11 protein-coding genes are annotated in these 16,101 nt (G+C 44.6%); 5 read left to right on the top strand and 6 right to left on the bottom strand.

Going from position 1 to position 16,101, the window contains the following annotated elements; all coding sequences use genetic code 11:
* Positions 1–94: 94 nt before the first annotated feature.
* Together PG915_RS23010 and PG915_RS23005 are read right to left on the bottom strand one after the other, a co-directional pair.
* Complete coding sequence (locus tag PG915_RS23010; RefSeq protein ID WP_353499289.1) at positions 95–2,575, bottom strand: ABC transporter permease; 2,481 nt, start codon at positions 2,573–2,575, stop codon at positions 95–97.
* Positions 2,576–2,578: 3 nt separating this feature from the next.
* Positions 2,579–3,253 (bottom strand): ABC transporter ATP-binding protein, encoded by a 675-nt coding sequence (locus PG915_RS23005; RefSeq protein WP_353499288.1) that lies wholly within the window; start codon positions 3,251–3,253, stop codon positions 2,579–2,581.
* Between PG915_RS23005 and PG915_RS23000 the strand changes: the two genes are divergently transcribed.
* The 4 genes from PG915_RS23000 (at position 3,252) to PG915_RS22985 (ending at position 9,027) form a co-directional block, all read left to right on the top strand.
* The gene (locus tag PG915_RS23000; protein WP_353499287.1) at positions 3,252–3,860 is read left to right on the top strand and encodes an arylesterase; all 609 of its coding nucleotides are present in this window, start codon (positions 3,252–3,254) and stop codon (positions 3,858–3,860) included. The two genes, PG915_RS23005 and PG915_RS23000, sit on opposite strands and share 2 nt — an antisense overlap.
* Positions 3,861–4,000: 140 nt before the next feature.
* Positions 4,001–5,197 (top strand): enoyl-ACP reductase FabV, encoded by a 1,197-nt coding sequence (gene fabV, locus PG915_RS22995; RefSeq protein ID WP_353499286.1) that lies wholly within the window; start codon positions 4,001–4,003, stop codon positions 5,195–5,197.
* Positions 5,198–5,416: 219 nt separating this feature from the next.
* Entirely contained in the window at positions 5,417–7,249 is a 1,833-nt protein-coding gene (locus tag PG915_RS22990; RefSeq protein WP_353499285.1) for an EAL domain-containing protein, read from the top strand.
* 122 nt (positions 7,250–7,371) lie between these two features.
* Complete coding sequence (locus PG915_RS22985) at positions 7,372–9,027, top strand: ABC-ATPase domain-containing protein (protein ID WP_353499284.1); 1,656 nt, start codon at positions 7,372–7,374, stop codon at positions 9,025–9,027.
* A 63-nt stretch (positions 9,028–9,090) separates the two neighbouring features.
* On the opposite strand, the gene PG915_RS22980 is transcribed toward PG915_RS22985, so the two are convergent.
* The 4 genes from PG915_RS22980 to PG915_RS22965 form a co-directional block, all read right to left on the bottom strand.
* Positions 9,091–9,702, bottom strand: coding sequence for a DNA-J related domain-containing protein (locus PG915_RS22980; protein ID WP_353499283.1), 612 nt, complete (start codon positions 9,700–9,702; stop codon positions 9,091–9,093).
* 130 nt (positions 9,703–9,832) lie between these two features.
* Positions 9,833–10,228 (bottom strand): hypothetical protein, encoded by a 396-nt coding sequence (locus tag PG915_RS22975; RefSeq protein ID WP_353499282.1) that lies wholly within the window; start codon positions 10,226–10,228, stop codon positions 9,833–9,835.
* Between the two features lie 106 nt (positions 10,229–10,334).
* Positions 10,335–11,387: a 3-deoxy-7-phosphoheptulonate synthase AroG gene (gene aroG, locus PG915_RS22970; RefSeq protein WP_353499281.1), complete on the bottom strand. Its 1,053-nt coding sequence runs from the start codon at positions 11,385–11,387 to the stop codon at positions 10,335–10,337.
* Between the two features lie 205 nt (positions 11,388–11,592).
* On the bottom strand, positions 11,593–14,337 hold the full coding sequence (locus PG915_RS22965; protein WP_353499280.1) for a M16 family metallopeptidase: 2,745 nt from the start codon (positions 14,335–14,337) through the stop codon (positions 11,593–11,595).
* A gap of 216 nt (positions 14,338–14,553) precedes the next feature.
* Between PG915_RS22965 and PG915_RS22960 the strand changes: the two genes are divergently transcribed.
* The gene (locus PG915_RS22960) at positions 14,554–16,089 is read left to right on the top strand and encodes a VRR-NUC domain-containing protein (RefSeq protein WP_353500197.1); all 1,536 of its coding nucleotides are present in this window, start codon (positions 14,554–14,556) and stop codon (positions 16,087–16,089) included.
* The last annotated feature ends 12 nt before the right edge of the window (positions 16,090–16,101 follow it).

Here is a 16,101-nt window from a genome sequence, read left to right as displayed (position 1 = left end):
GGCTAACGATTTTTATCACTAAGGATACGATTGAGTTATCCAAAACCTTATCCACCGTTTTTGTGGATAACTTAACAAAAACGGTGGTTAAGCATTATGCAAACTGCTTTTGCGAGGTTGTAAGCATCTGTCTTATCAATGAAAAAAGAACCAAGGCTAACGTCGCGAAAGCGATTGCGGGAACCATAATCCACGTGGATAAATGCCAACTCCACGGCAAATCAAACCCAATAGTCATGATCGAACCAACGACTAACTCAGCACCAAATGTCGCAACAATACCCGCCGTAATCGCCATGATCCCGTATTCAGCCCAAATCGTTCGAACGATCCGTTTACGGCTCGCTCCTAAGGTTCGATAAAGACGAATTTCAGCTTGACGCTGAGAGAGACTCAACCTGAGTAAAGTAAAGATAAGCAATACACCTGAAAGTACTCCCAATGCTGCTAATACCGTTATCGACCACACTATCTGACTGAGCAGCCCTTGTATCTTCTCTCCCATCAAGCGTATGTCCATCAAACTAACCGTTGGGTGGTTGCGTGACAAGGTGGCTATCAAATCATTGTCTTTATCGTGAAGCCTAAAGCTCACTAACCATGCACTCGGTATATTCGCCAACACATCTGGAGTAAAGATAAAGTAAAAGTTAGGCTTCATGTCTCTCCATTCAACAAATCGAATTGAGTTGATGACAGCCCTAACCTCTTGGCCGTTAATGGTAAAGCCAAGCTCATCTCCTATCTTAAGACCAAGATTTTCGGCCACCTCTTTTTCCACTGAGACACCACCTGTCTGCGTCCATTCACCAGAAAGAACATCATTGTAGCCAGGAAGAGTGTCTGCATAGGTAAAATTGAGCTCTCGACTTAACGCATCTTCCTCATCAACACCCGTTTTTTGTCTGGTTTGTGCATCTTCGCCATTGATGAGCGTCAATCGTCCACGAGAGATCGGAAACGCTTGAGAGCGATCAATGTTGTTACCATCTAGAGCACTCAGATAAGCATCTTTCTCATAATCAGCGATATTAAGAGCAAACGCGTTGGGCGCATCAGCTGGAAGTGTTCTCTGCCAGTCACTGAGTAGGTCATTTCTAACCAGCCAAATTGTTGTAAGCAGCATCAGCGAAAGCCCTAATGCCCCGTATTGCAATCCTGTATGACGTTTACTGCGATTAATACGGCTAACCGCAAGTTTCATCGAAATCGGCAAAGACAGGCGGCTCAAGAGCAGCGTGAAAAGAACACTAATGGCAGCCAGAACGACAAACAGACCAATAATACCAGCCAGTACAATCCACACGAGATTATTGTCGCGATACGCAACGAGTAGTGGAATAACCGGGACTAAGACCAACAAATAGATCCAGCCCCCACGCTTCTCGTCAGCACTTTGCAAAACTTCTACAGATGATACAGAAATCAACTTATAGAGCGGGATACCCAAAGCCGGAACGCCTATGAGTAAGCTCGATACAATCGCAATAACGGCTGGTTTAAATCCATAGGTAGGAAGAGGATCTGGCAGTAGATCGGTAAGAGGCACGCGAAGAAGCGTTTCTAAGCCCATCCCTAGTAATAATCCCGCGACAACCGATATACTCACAAGCAGCAAGGTTTGAATTGAAAGCCAACGTACTAACCAATGTTTACTTGCGCCGAGGCTTTTAAGCATGGCGACCGTTTGTCTGCGACTTTGCACGTAATTCTGACAGGTCAAAACAAGTGTCGTCGCTGCCATAATAATGATGATTGCAACAGTGAGAGATAGATATTGCGTTGTCCTGTCGAAAATATCATTGGTTCGGCTACCGGATGATTGGTCACGCCATCGGTCACTTGGCGTGAGTTCTATTTGCTGCTTGAGTGCGTCAATATTTCCCTCATCACCGACTAAATATGCGCGAAACTGAACTCGACTACCAAGCTGCACTGCACCGGTTTCATCCACAGAGCTTTGGTGTATATAAGCGGTTGGCATCTGCTGAAACGGATTAAAGCTGATACCAGGCTCTTCTAATATCACCCCACTCACAGCAAGCTCAGCATCGCCAATAGTGACAACGTCACCAGGGGAAGCGTTCAATTGCTCCGCTATCCTGCTATCAAGCCATAGTTCACCTTCTTTGACCTGGTTTTGTGTACCTTGTTCGGATCCTAAGGTTAGCGTACCGCGAAGTGGAAACTTTGAGTCCACGGCTTTCACCGTTATCAACTGCATACCGCTGTCACTGAACGACATAGTCGCGAAGCGCGTATACCACGACGTTTCAAGTCCTGAGCCTTTGATAAACTCAGTGTTTTTCTCGGTGATCGGATTTGCTGAAATGTATATAGAGTCAGCAGTTAGCGCATCTTTTCCTTGTTTGACAATCACCTGCTCCATTCGCTCAGCGAGTGCCGCTAGACCGAAAATACAGGCGATAATTAGCGTCAAGGAAATAGCAATAGGCCAAAGCTGCCCCTGCCTAATCTCGTCAAAGCTCCACGTCACGAGGCGACTGTTTAGATTCGCACTCGTGTTTTTGTGTTTGGAACTGATTTTAGTAGAACTGGTTTGCTGTTGTGACATCCGCTACTCCTGCTCAAGCCGACCCGCATTCATATGGAAAATGCGATCGCAACGTTTAGCTAGCGACAAATCATGAGTAACGAGCACGAGCGTCGTACCATGCTGCTGGTTAAGATCAAACAATAGCTCGACAATTTTGTGCGCTGTATTCTGATCTAAGTTGCCCGTTGGTTCGTCTGCAAAGAGTATCTTAGGGCTGGTCATAAATGCACGAGCAATGGCGACGCGCTGCTGCTCGCCGCCAGAAAGCTGTGATGGCAAATGATCAATACGGTGTCCAAGCCCTACTGACTCAAGGAGTTGACGAGCTTTCGCTTCGTCCTCTTGCTCACCTTTTAAAAGGCAGGGCAACGTCACATTTCCAAGTGCGGACAAACTTGGGATTAATAGAAAACTCTGAAACACAAAACCGAGGTGCTCACTACGAATGCTGGCTCTAGCTTCATCACTCATCTGAGAAATGGGATTAGAAAGTAATTGGATATTGCCCGTGCTAGGGACATCTAAACCAGCTAGTAACGTCATTAGCGTAGATTTTCCTGCCCCTGACGTTCCAACGATAGCAATGGACTCTCCTTCTTGAATCGACAGATTCACATCCTCGAGGATTGTTAAATGTTCCGTTTTCGTAGACACTACTTTGGACACTGATTCAGCTTTGATTATGGAAGAACTCATGATTCGGCAACTTTCCTCTTTGATTATTATTTTTGTTTCCTTGGCCTCTTTTCACGCAAAGGCGGCGTCTATTCTAATTCTCGGCGACAGTCTGAGTGCTGGCTACAACATGTCGGCAGACCTCAGTTGGCCGACAATGCTCTCTAAACACCTATCTGACGATGATACCGAGTACAACATCATCAATGGCAGCGTATCAGGCGATACCACAGGCAACGGTCTTGCAAAACTGCCAGGCTTGTTGAGTGAACACAAACCCGACTATGTACTTATTGAGCTCGGCGCAAATGACGGACTACGTGGCTTTCAGCCGCCTATCATTGAGCGCAACCTATCGACATTAATCACCCAAAGCCAAGAGGCTGGTGCTATCGTATTTTTGATGCAAATTCGTGTACCGCCCAACTACGGTAAACGCTACAGCACCATGTTCGAGAACATCTACCCGACGTTGGCTTCAGAGCACGACATTCCACTCATACCTTTCTTCCTTGAAGAAGTTATCATCAAGCCAGAATGGATGATGCAAGACGGTTTGCACCCAAAACCTGATGCTCAACCCTTCATCGCACAATTTGTAGCTGAAGCACTAAAGCCGCACCTTTAAATTGATAATTGGCGATTTTAGCAACATTGTTGCAGAGTAAATACGCTCAGAATCGCCAAATTGATGCCCTAGCTCAATATAATTTACAACACTTTACGCTATCTTGAGTTTTTATCATCGTCTTAGATAGGTTGTATACAGTGATAGTTGAACCAGTTATCAGCGGTGTTGTCGCAAAGACCTCTCATCCACAAGGGTGCAAAAAGGCCGTCGATGACCAAATCGCGTACGTGAAATCGGCCAGTCCGATCAAAAATGGCCCCAAACGCGTGCTTATTTTGGGCGCGTCATCAGGGTTTGGCTTAGCGGCCCGCATTGCCCTAACCTTTGGTGGTGCAGACGCCGATACCATTGGTGTTTCTTTTGAACGTAGCCCTTCTGAGAAAGGATTGGGAACTGCTGGTTGGTACAACAACATCTACTTCAAACAACGTGCCCAGCAAGCCGGCCGACGAGCTATCAATATCGTTGGCGATGCGTTCTCTCATGATGTCCGAGAGCAAGTTATTGAAGCCATAGAAACTTACTTTGAAGGCGAAGTTGACCTCGTTATCTACAGTCTCGCTACGGGCGTTAGACCGAAAGCAAACGGTGAATTCTGGCGTTCAGCTATCAAACCGATTGGTGAAGCCGTTTCAGGTTCACTCATTAACCTTGAAACACAAGAGTGGGAAGATACGCTACTCGAACCCGCTTCAGACGAAGAAATTGAAGGCACTCTAAAAGTCATGGGCGGTGAAGATTGGGAAAGCTGGATTGACACCCTGGTCAACTCTGATTCCGTCGCCAACGGATTTAAAACCGTCGCATTCTCTTATGTTGGGACAGAGATCACTCACCCAATTTATTTGGATGGTACGTTAGGTCGTGCCAAAGTCGACTTACATCAAACGAGTCATGCGCTCAATCTTGAACTGTCTAACTTTGATGGCAACGCCTATGCTGCGGTCTGTAAAGCACTCGTCACTAAAGCCAGTGTGTTTATCCCGGGCTTATCTCCATACCTACTTGCGCTGTACAAAACCATGAAAGAGCAAGGTACTCACGAAGAGTGTATTGAGCAAATGCAACGTTTGTTTGCAACCAAGGTCTACGGACAAGGCAAGGTTCCTCTTGATGGTGAACGTTTAATTCGCATGGACGACTGGGAGCTGAATCCCGAAGTTCAAGATAAGGTTAAGCATTGTCTATCTGAAATGAATCAAGACAACTTCAAGCAAATTGGCGATTTTGAAGGCTTCCAACGCTCATTCTTAAATCTGAATGGTTTTGGATTTGATGACATTGATTACAGCCAACCGCAAGATGTCCAAGCATTAAAACGGTTAAAGCCATAGCAATCATTGCGGCAGAAGCTCCTTCGGACTTCTGCCGTTTTCCTTTAATACGACTGCCTTTCCCTCTCAACTTTGAGACTGTTGCCATTCTTAGTGCTATTCACCTGTCTCAATTCATAATTTCCCAACCGTCTAGTATTCAACACTTATACTGTAGAGACTGAATCTTTTGCTTTGTTAGTGTTAACGAAGCGTTTCCACAGGATGTGGTCAACATTGATGAAAAGAGATAATCGCTCAGTATTACGCAGGCTGAGCCCAAGTGAGCGACAAAGGATCTTTGAACTCGTTGAGTCATCAAAGTCCCCATCTAATGTAAAGTCCGTTTGGGGCTGGTGTGCGATTGAAGGCAATCAATTAGAACTGCTTTATATCAACAACTATGCAGTTCCTAAAACAAACACAGTGTCGTTCAACGATATGTCTGAGCGTTCACTAAAGGAAGCACTAGCAAAGCTCCTTTCTCCCGTTAAGGCCTCTTACTTGCGCTGTTTGTATCTATCTTCAATATCGAAACAACCTACAGGCTTAGCCTTTGTCCTTTCGGTAAGATCAAGCGATGGCGAGCAGCAGTTAAACAGTTTAAGTTATGAGATTTCGTCTTGGATGACTCGTCAAGGAATGGCTGATTCCATAAAACGCGTGCGACAGCAGTACCAACAAAAACTACGAAAAAGCCGAATCGACATTGACTCATTAACTTACAATAACCACCAACTCGAAAAGCGCATGCTTTACCACTTAAGTCATGATTCAGCGACAGGCATGCTAAACCGGAACGGTCTAGAAAGTGCGCTTATCACCTCATTAAACAGTGTTCCAATTGTTAACGGGGACGCTTTTATTAGTGTCATATTCGTTCAGTTCACCAACGGTGAGCGAGTTCAGGCTAGAATCGGTTGTGACGGCCTCGACGACCTTCTTAAGGGTTTTGAGAAAAAAGTAAATGAAGTGACAGAGCAGATACAGCACATAGCAAGAATATCGACGACTGAACTTGCGCTTACTACTGTTGTTCCTGCTATGAATGAACAGTATCTCCCTACTTTGTGTAAAAAGATCGCTACCATTGCCAAGCAAGGTTTTGTATTTAAAGACAGCGAAGTTCATCTTCATTCCTATATGGGTGTTGCGAACTCTTTCCACACTCAGAATGAAAATCAGCTAATCAACAATGCCTTCCACGCCGCCCTCGCATGTAAGGAGTCCGGTGAGTTAATCACCTTTTTCACCCAAGCCGATCAACAAGACCAAAAAGCATTCAATCAACTTGAACACTATTTACTACAAGCAGTCCGAAACGACGACCTAATTTTGTACTTTCAACCCAAGGTTGATATTAAAACGCAGAAATGGATTGGCGCAGAAGTCCTTTTGCGGTGGAAACACCCTGTCCTTGGAGAAATGTCTAATGAAGCACTAATACACATGGCGGAACAAAATGGTCTAATTATTGAAGTGGGTTATTTTGTGCTGAGCAACGCTATGGATCGCGCCTCGGAGTGGATAGAATTTGCGCCAGACTTTTGCCTCTCGATTAATGTTTCTGCAAAGCAGATATGCCTTCCTGCGTTTGCCAACAAAGTCATGGCACTATTAGATCAATATGAACTGCCAGCACACAACCTTGAGTTAGAGCTGACTGAAAGCTGTTTAGTTTCTAATTTTGATATCGCCAAAGCGAACATTAACACCCTAGAAACAATAGGCGTTAAGTTTGCGCTGGATGATTTTGGAACTGGCTATGCTTCTTTCAACTATCTGAAGAAACTTCCATTTAGCGCACTGAAGATTGACAAAGAATTTCTATCTAACATTGTTGACAACTCGCAAGACAAATCTATATTTCGTTCTATCACGAGCATCGCGAAAAAACTAAACAAGCAAGTCGTAGTAGAAGGCGTTGAGACGCAGGCGCAACACCTGTTTATCACCAAAGAGCACTGTGATGTAGGACAAGGCTTCTACTACGCGAAACCAATGTCTCGCGATATTTTTGAAAGCGAGCTTCAAAAGCAATACCCGCTCCCGGACAAGTTCATCATTCGGTGACACTAGTTGCTGTAATATCGATAAACCATCATGGAAGTACGATTATTCAAGCAAACCCTTTACCCGCGATGGATCGCCTCCTATAATCGCGCACCAACCTTTTGAAATTCGAGACATTCGACATGGATCTACTCATAGCCAAACTTAAAAAGATCGAAAAGCAAAATTATCGTGCTTACCAGCAAATTAAAGGTAGCTTCGATTTCACTGATTTTGAGTTTCACATCGATCACGTACAGTCTGATCCATACGCAGCGGCCTCACGAGTGCGTGCTTTTCGTCGCTGGGCACCAACAGGCCTAGAATGGCTAAAAGAGCAATCTCCAGCCTACCAGATTGCTGCTCGTGATTATCTTGCTAGGCAGTTTGCTTTATTTGCTAAACAAGAAAATAGTGTCTCGATTTCAACAACAGGCCAAACCGTACTTGACTCGACCGCTGTCGTGTTTACTGACGAAGGTATTGAACTTCGCTTCCGCATTAATCTACCGGCCGAAGGTCGCAGTATTTTGGCGAAAAAAGCGATCAACATCATGACTTTCCATTTGCCTAAATACATTCGTAAAGCCACGATTGATCGCGAACTGGATATCACGGCTCTGAAACATCACTGCGAAGTGATTGAAGACCAAGTCATGCTGCGCGAACAGCTTAAAGCCAAAGGTCTAGTGGCTTTTGTTGCTAATGGCAGTGTTCTCCCTCGTCTAGCCGGCAACTGTGACCTACCTATGAAAGATGCTGTGCCATTCCGCTCGCCTGCATCTCTAGAGGTGACATTGTCACGCCCTAACCAAGGTGAAATACAAGGTATGGGCGTTCCAGCAGGTGTTACCCTGATTGTTGGTGGTGGCTTCCATGGCAAATCCACACTTCTTAACGCACTAGAGAAAGCGATTTACGATCATATCCCGGGTGATGGTCGCGAAGGTGTGGTGACTCTCAATGATGCTTGTAAAATCAAGGCAGAAGATGGTCGCTCAATCCACAACCTCAACTTAAGTAACTACATCAACCACCTACCATTTGGTAAACAGACTAGTGACTTTAGCACTCAAGATGCTTCAGGCTCTACTTCACAAGCGGCTTGGCTTCAAGAGTCTATTGAGTCTGGCGCGACAGCTATCATGATTGATGAGGACACCTCAGCAACAAACTTCATGATTCGTGATGAACGTATGCAGGCATTGGTATCAAAAGGCGATGAGCCTATCACCCCATTTGTCGATCGAGTCGGTCAACTTCGTGAGGAACTTGATATCTCAACCATCATAGTTATGGGCGGTTCAGGCGATTATTTGGATGTGGCTGACACTGTGATTCAAATGCACGACTACCAAGCGATTGATGTAACTGATAAAGCACGTGAAGTCATCAAGCTTCACCCAACCGAGCGCCAAAACGAATGTGAGAAGCCGATTGAACTGATCCCGCCACGTCATGTGGATTGTGCTCACCTCCAGAAACTACTTATCGACGGTAAGTATCGCGTTTCTGGCAAAGGTGGCAACAATCTAAGATTTGGCAAAGAGCACATTGATGTTCAGGCACTTGAGCAATTGGAATCGAACTCTGAACTCAATGCAATTGGCTGGACGTTGTTTCAGTTTGCGCAAAATCCAGACTGGTCAATGCATCCGCCAAAAGATATTGCGACACTGCTAGAGGGGAATTGGAGTGCGACAATGCCAAACTCGGGCGATCTTGCTAAGCCACGCGTTGTTGATGTGCTCGCAACCTTAAACCGTCTGCGAGCTGGAAAAATGAGACAGCCTCGCTAAACAGCACTCTCTCATTAAACAGCACTCTTTAATTAAACAAAATAGTTAAGCACCGCGTGGTCACTACTCTTTAAGCAATGACCACGCTTCACAATAAATCCGAAACTTTTCTGTATCCCCACCCGATCGATCTGGATGCCATTTCAAGGCTAACCTACGCCAAGCATGGCGTATCTCCTTTTGTGTTGCTGATTCATCTAGCTCAAAACAAGCCAAAGCCTGTTTTTGTGACATTGTCACCTCTCCAACGCCAACATACTGCTTGTATCGAGTCCAAAACTCTTCGAGTAGCCGTTTTACTTCTCGGTTATCAGCTTCGTAATGTGACCAATCAAGATAGTAATCACGCAATGGGTCTTCATTGGTAACGTTATGTTTGGAAGGATTGTATGGCATTAAACGAATGTCCATCGCTTCGACTTGTAGCCATTTTTCAGGCAACAATATCGCCTGAAGTTGATAGAGCGCGTTCATTAGCAAGAAGTTTCGTTTGAATAGATCTTTCTCTGCGCTGTCATCGAGAATTGGGATAAGTTCTTTTTCAGCGAGTACAGCAAACAGTTTGTGGATTTGAAGGCTGTCGGTCTGCCGCTCTACAACGTTCAGTACAGACCATAGCAATGGGTTCTCGGCCTGACGCTGAACGTGTATTTGATGAGATGTAAATTCCGTCAAGCCGCACTCCCTGTCTAAACGGCGATACTTCTATCTCTCTATGGTAGCACTACATCGTAAAGAACAGGAAATGGCAAAACACGCAAAGTGCTATGCCGATTCCGAAAATCCGTGTTAACTGAACAGCCAGTTAGCTTTTCAGTTGCATCGCGTTGTAAGTCTCGCTTTTCACACCGGATTGGTGCTTCTTCATTAGTACTTCAATCGATCTCGCACTATTAGTGACCTTGTAACGAATAGTTTGATTTAAGTAGGTGTCATTTTTACGACCTTCTCTCGCCTCAAGCTTCATTGTTTTACTGCTGCGACTAACCTCACAACGGTATTCCCAATCACCATCAAAGTCTTTTAATGACAGCAATACACGCTTTCCCGAACCCGCTTGTGTCTTGATCCCACGTGGTTTTTTGTCCAGGGCTAATGACAGTCCTGCAGTACAGATCTGTTCGTTACTCATATTCGCCGCCATAGTCGGAGTCGATGCTACCAACGCCAAGCCAAGTAACATCCAATTATTAACTTTCATTTGCTTCTCCCCTATACAGTATGCTGCACATTAAAGCATGACGTACGGTAAATAACAAATAAAAAAGCCTTCACCAAGGTAAAGGCTTCAAATAAAAGGGGTTTACTTACGCTTTACGACGCGCTTCAACAGCATCCGCTAGTTCACGTAGAACTTGCTCAGTATCTTCCCAACCGATACAAGCATCTGTGATTGATTGGCCGTAAGTTGGTGCAACACCATCAACCAAGTCTTGACGACCTTCAACTAGGTGCGACTCGATCATGACACCAAAAATAGCGTCTTCACCGTTCGCCATTTGCTCAGCAACATCTGTCGACACGACTTTTTGACGTTGGAACTGTTTAGAGCTGTTAGCGTGACTGAAGTCGATCATAACTTTCGCCGGCAGACCGTTAGCAGTTAGCTCATCTTTAATCGTTTTAACATGTGCTGCACTGTAGTTTGGCTCTTTACCACCACGCAAAATGAGGTGGCAATCTGGATTACCTGCGGTTTCAATAATCGCAGAGTGACCATATTTAGTTACTGACAAGAAGTGGTGAGAAGCGCTTGCAGAGCGAATTGCGTCTGATGCAATTTTGATGTTGCCATCTGTACCATTCTTGAAGCCAACTGGGCATGAAATACCAGACGCTAGCTCACGGTGAACCTGAGATTCCGTAGTACGTGCACCAATTGCGCCCCAACTAATAAGATCTGCAACGTATTGTGGCGTGATCATATCTAGGAACTCACTGGCTGTCGGCATGCCCATATCGGTGAGATCAAGCAGAAGTTTACGACCCATGCGAAGACCATCGTTGATCTTGAACGTATCGTTTAGGTACGGGTCGTTAATGAGACCTTTCCAACCAACCGTAGTACGCGGCTTTTCAAAGTAAACTCGCATCACGATTTCTAGACGATCACCAAGCTCATCACGAAGTACTTTCAAACGCTTGCCATATTCAACCGCAGCTTCAGCATCATGGATTGAACAAGGGCCAACGATAACCAGTAGTCGGTCATCTTCGCCTTCTAGAATGTTATGAATCGCTTTGCGCGCGTTAAACGTGGTAGAAGAAGCAACTTCAGTCGCTGGAAACTTCTCTAACACAGCAACCGGTGGTAAAAGTTCTTTTACTTTATTAATTCTTACGTCATCAGTTTGGAACATCGCTTACTTCTTCCTATTCTTTTGAATCTACATCTTATGAGCGCGACCACCACAATCCATTCTGTGATTTGTATCGCGCTCTTTCCTGTAACTTATCCGCTTAGAACAAGAAGTGCAATCACTAATTTTAAAAAAACGCAAATTACTTAGCCGTTTTTGTAAATTAACACCATGTAAACTTTTAAATACAGTTAATTTTTTACCCTTAAGGATTGATTAGCAAAGAAAACTTGCTGGAATTTCGACCAAACTCCTGTTTGACCATACGATCAAGATCACTCAAAGTTACGCTCTCTGCCACCGATTCGTAGTTATAAAGTGCCTCAATGCCATAACCCAATAGCCAATAACGGAACAGCATAAAGCTCATATTTTCTGGATTATCTGCCCAAGGGGAGAGATCGCTTTTTAGCTGGGCAACCACTTTGTCACGCTCTTGCGCTTCGAAGCCTTTGATCACGCCTTTGGTGACATCGTTAAACAAAGTCATGGCCTTCGCTTCGTCTTCCGGCTCTACATGTGCATAGAACGACCAACCAACTAAGCCATTTCCTTCCTGTACAAAACCATAAGCTTCTGGGCTGTAGTCTAGAGAATTATCCACTCGAACCAATTGCATTACTCGCTCATTGAGTAGCCTTTGTAATAAATCTTCTGCAAACACATCTTTTGCTGTTCTAGGTTCATTTCGTTCGGCAACAGTCACCATATACACTTTAGATTTACCGTCGTCAGAAGGATAGTTGTCGACGGTCGTCATATTTCCTTCCCCTAACAATTTCAGCGAGGCGGTAGGCCACGGGTATGCTGCTTCACCAGTAAATTCTATGTTCGCAATGTACTGCTCTATTATCGGTTGAACCTCAGTTACCGGTTTAGTTCCTACTAGAACCATTTTATATCCACGGTTTATTCGGAATAGTTTATTGTAAGCCTCAAGTACGTCCTCTTTATTCACCATCGCAATCTCTGCTTCTGTCCTAGGTTGCAAGTGACTATTGGCATCCAAACCGAGTTTAAACGCATCATTAAACGTTTTGAATTCAGGACTTTGATTTAAGCGATTGATTTCATTGGTAAGCATTGTCTTGGCTTTATCCACTGCCGAACTATCTACATCGGTCAAAGACATAGCATGATGCATTACTGACATGACATCTGCGATACCCTTTTCATTGGTACCAAACACCACCCCGTGTTTAACGTCGTGAATGAACGGTTCCATGTAACTATTGGTTCGACGGAATGCTCGCTCTATTTGCTCTGGAGTCAAGGGGCCAATATTACTGTTCAGTGCAACTAGCGGGAAAAGTTGCCCGGAGGCCATTAACTCGTTGTCGAGTGCCGCAGAACCACCAAGGGAGCCGAACCAACCGTAGAACTTATCGGCTGCTTTATCATGTTGCGCATATAAAACTTCAATCCCATTAGTTAACGTCAACAGAACCAAATCATGGCCTTGCTTCTCCAATGAGACAACGCTTCCTTTGGTGTTTGGAACAATAAGTGCCTTAGAGACGACCATCTCAAGTGGCTTGTCTGTTTTTTGCTTAAGTCCAGCAGTAATGTCTCCAACATCAACAGACTCAAGTTTAGTATTCACCGCAATAATCGGGGATTGTGAAAGCAGCTTCTTGATGGCTCTATTGGCGTCTTTTAAAGTCATCTTATCGACCAAACGACGATGAACAGCAACATATTGATTTGGATCTTGAGCAATACTCTGAGCTTGCAGCATACCGAACTTATAGTCGACTAGCTCGTTAGGCGTCCAAGTCTGAATATCATTGAGCAATTGGTCATTAAACGATAACCAACTTTGTTTTACCGTATCTAGCTCCTCTTCACTGACTCCATGCTGAGTTAAAGATGCAATAGCAGCGGTCACCGCTTGCTGGACTTGATCCCGCTCTGACTCTTCAAATCCCGCACCAATCACAAACAAACGGTTGCCATTCAAATCCAATGTATGAGAATTGTTCCACTGTAGGGTAAACTCTGGAGACCGGCTTAGTTCAGACAGTCTGTTTGAAATCAAATCACCAATAAAATAGGTACCTAGTTGAACGAGTTGATCAGCTTCGGTATTCACTATCGGGTTTGGCATTTGATAAGCGAGATCCAAAGCCGCATGCTCCTGTGACAAAGCCGTCGCGACTAAAGGTTCATCATTAAATTCGATAGGCTTAATGAGGGTTCGCCTTGGCTGTTCGCCCTTTTCTATTGAACCAAAATAGCGACTTATACTAGCCACCACGTCGCTTTGTCCCCAGTCACCTACGATCATGAGATCCATGTTCTGCGGTTGATACCATTGCTGATAAAATCGCTTAAGTTCCTCCAAGTCCAAATTTTCAATTGAAGATTTGCTACCGAGGATGTCATGAAATTCTAGTTCCGTTCCCTTCAGCAAATGCAGATACGCTTTGTCGACGTAGGGTTGAGGTTCTGGTCTTCTTTGTCTCATCTCGCCAATGACCACTCCTTTTTCTTGCTCGATCATCTTCTCGGTAATGGTCATCCCACCTGCGACATAAGCTAGCCAAGATAGAGCCGCGTTTAGTGACTCTACATCATCTATAGAGAGTTCATAAGCCGTGTATTGGTTGAATGTAAACGCATTAAGATCAGCACCAAAACTTACCCCTGATTTAAACAGTACTTCTTTCGCAGCGTTCTGTTCAGGCACATCCTCCACTCGGAAAAATAAGTGCTCTAGAAAATGTGCATAACCCGATTGTTTTGGTGTTTCTTGAAGGCTTCCTCCATGAACAACGAGCCTGAGCGCAATCGGCGCACCCGTCTTTTGGTATTGGCTTACTATAAGACCATTTTCCAACTCAGTCGAAACCCAACCCGTGTCTGGTTTAATGGGCACATCGCTTTCTGGCGAACAGCCAAACACAAACAGTAATACCCAAGATACACACCATAATTGCAGTTTTTTCATACCAATACCTAGCTTGCGACTCATACCGGTAAACGCTACGATGTTTCATAAACCATTGAAATACTGTTCAATGGTTTGCATCTAGTTTTACGACTCAATGCGAGTCAATTCATAAAACCAACCTGTAGGTTATGTCGTGAGTAATCCTTCCCCTATCATCCTCGAGCCTAAATACTATCTGAGTAACTTCATAACGTTGCTTCGCAGCGTAGGGGGCTGTATGGTGATCTATTGGCTGCATCGGAGCGAAACTGGTTAGATCGCTTTTACTCTCTGGAGGAAGATGAACAATGTCTATTGATCCGTATGATGACTCGCAAAGGAGAATGGTTTCGAAGCGATAAACTGGTATACCCAGAACTTGCGACTACAGAACTGTTACTCAGTAAACTCGAACTCGCAGGCTTCATCGATCTCACTCTACCAAGCTCGCCGAATGTATTGGCCGACAAACTCCTTACCAAACCTGAGCTTTTATCCCTATACCCTGAGCTACCAAAGACACTTCGCAAGCCAAAACTCATTGAACTGTTGCCTGAACAGTTTGAAAGCTCGACTGTATCATTGCCATTTACGCCAATTAAACTTGTCGACAACGATAAACTGCCACTGTTTTGTTTGCTGTTTTTTGGGAATCGGCATCAAGAGTTCGCTCAGTTTGTACTCGAGAACTTAGGGATCCATACTTTCGAACAGTACGAAGTTTCTACTAAGACACGTATATTTCATTCTCGAGAAGAAGTAGTCTCATCACTGGCGATAGGCGAACTCGCTGCCTCCTATGAAGAGATAGATCGTAAGTCACAACCGGAATTGCGAGATTTTTCTAAATACATACCAGAGCCACATGGAAAACACGCTTCTCGCACATACAATAAACTGGTTAATTTGGTTGCACGAGATCTTGAGCGAGTCGGTGCATTTGATGACGCATTGGCTCTATTTAGCCAAACAGTCACTCCCCCCTCTAGGGAGCGTCAAGCACGCATACTGAAAGCTCAGGGCAAGCCGGAAAGTGCAAAAAACATCGTAGATACAATGCTCGAAACTCCACTTAGCATTGATGAATTCGAGGTAGCGCAACGTTTGTCAGCGCCTCTTTGCAAAGCGCTGGGTCATCCAAAAGCAAAAATAGAAAAACTGTCTCCCCCAGAAGTACATCGTAAACTCGATCTTAGCGCGAACCGTGTCGAACTTGCCGTTGTAGAAGCGCTAAACAAAGAAGGTTGGCAGGCTTTTTACCTAGAGAATCAGTTTCTAAATACCTTGTTTGGGCTCGCTTTCTGGGACATTTTATTTGCTCCTGTTGAGGGTGCTTTTGTAAACCCCTATCAACGCCAGCCTCTGGATTTATATCGCAAGGAGTTCGTTGAAAGCCGCAAACAGTTAGTCGAGCGCAGACTTAATGACATCCGCCAGCAAGGCATAGCCTATTTGGTTGACCGCCACAAAAACAAAAACGGCCTTCAAAATCCGTTTATTGTTTGGGAATTATTAGATGACTCATGGCTGACTCTTGCTATGGAAAGCATTCTCAACGACCAGCTTGTCGGTCTATTTGAAGTGATACTCTCAGACATTCGCGCATATCGAGCCGGTCAGCCGGACGTTGTCGCTTTTAAAGATGGTGATTGGATGTGGTATGAAGTAAAAGGTCCTGGAGACAAATTGCAGCACAACCAAATACGATGGATGAAACAGTTCGAGAGACTCAATATCCGCTACCAAGTGTACTACGTGAATCATAGATAACTAATCACGCAT

Origin of the sequence: Vibrio sp. CB1-14, assembly GCF_040412085.2 — a bacterium.
Taxonomy (GTDB): Bacteria; Pseudomonadota; Gammaproteobacteria; order Enterobacterales; family Vibrionaceae; genus Vibrio; species Vibrio chaetopteri.
This window is presented reverse-complemented; position numbering and strand designations above follow the sequence as displayed.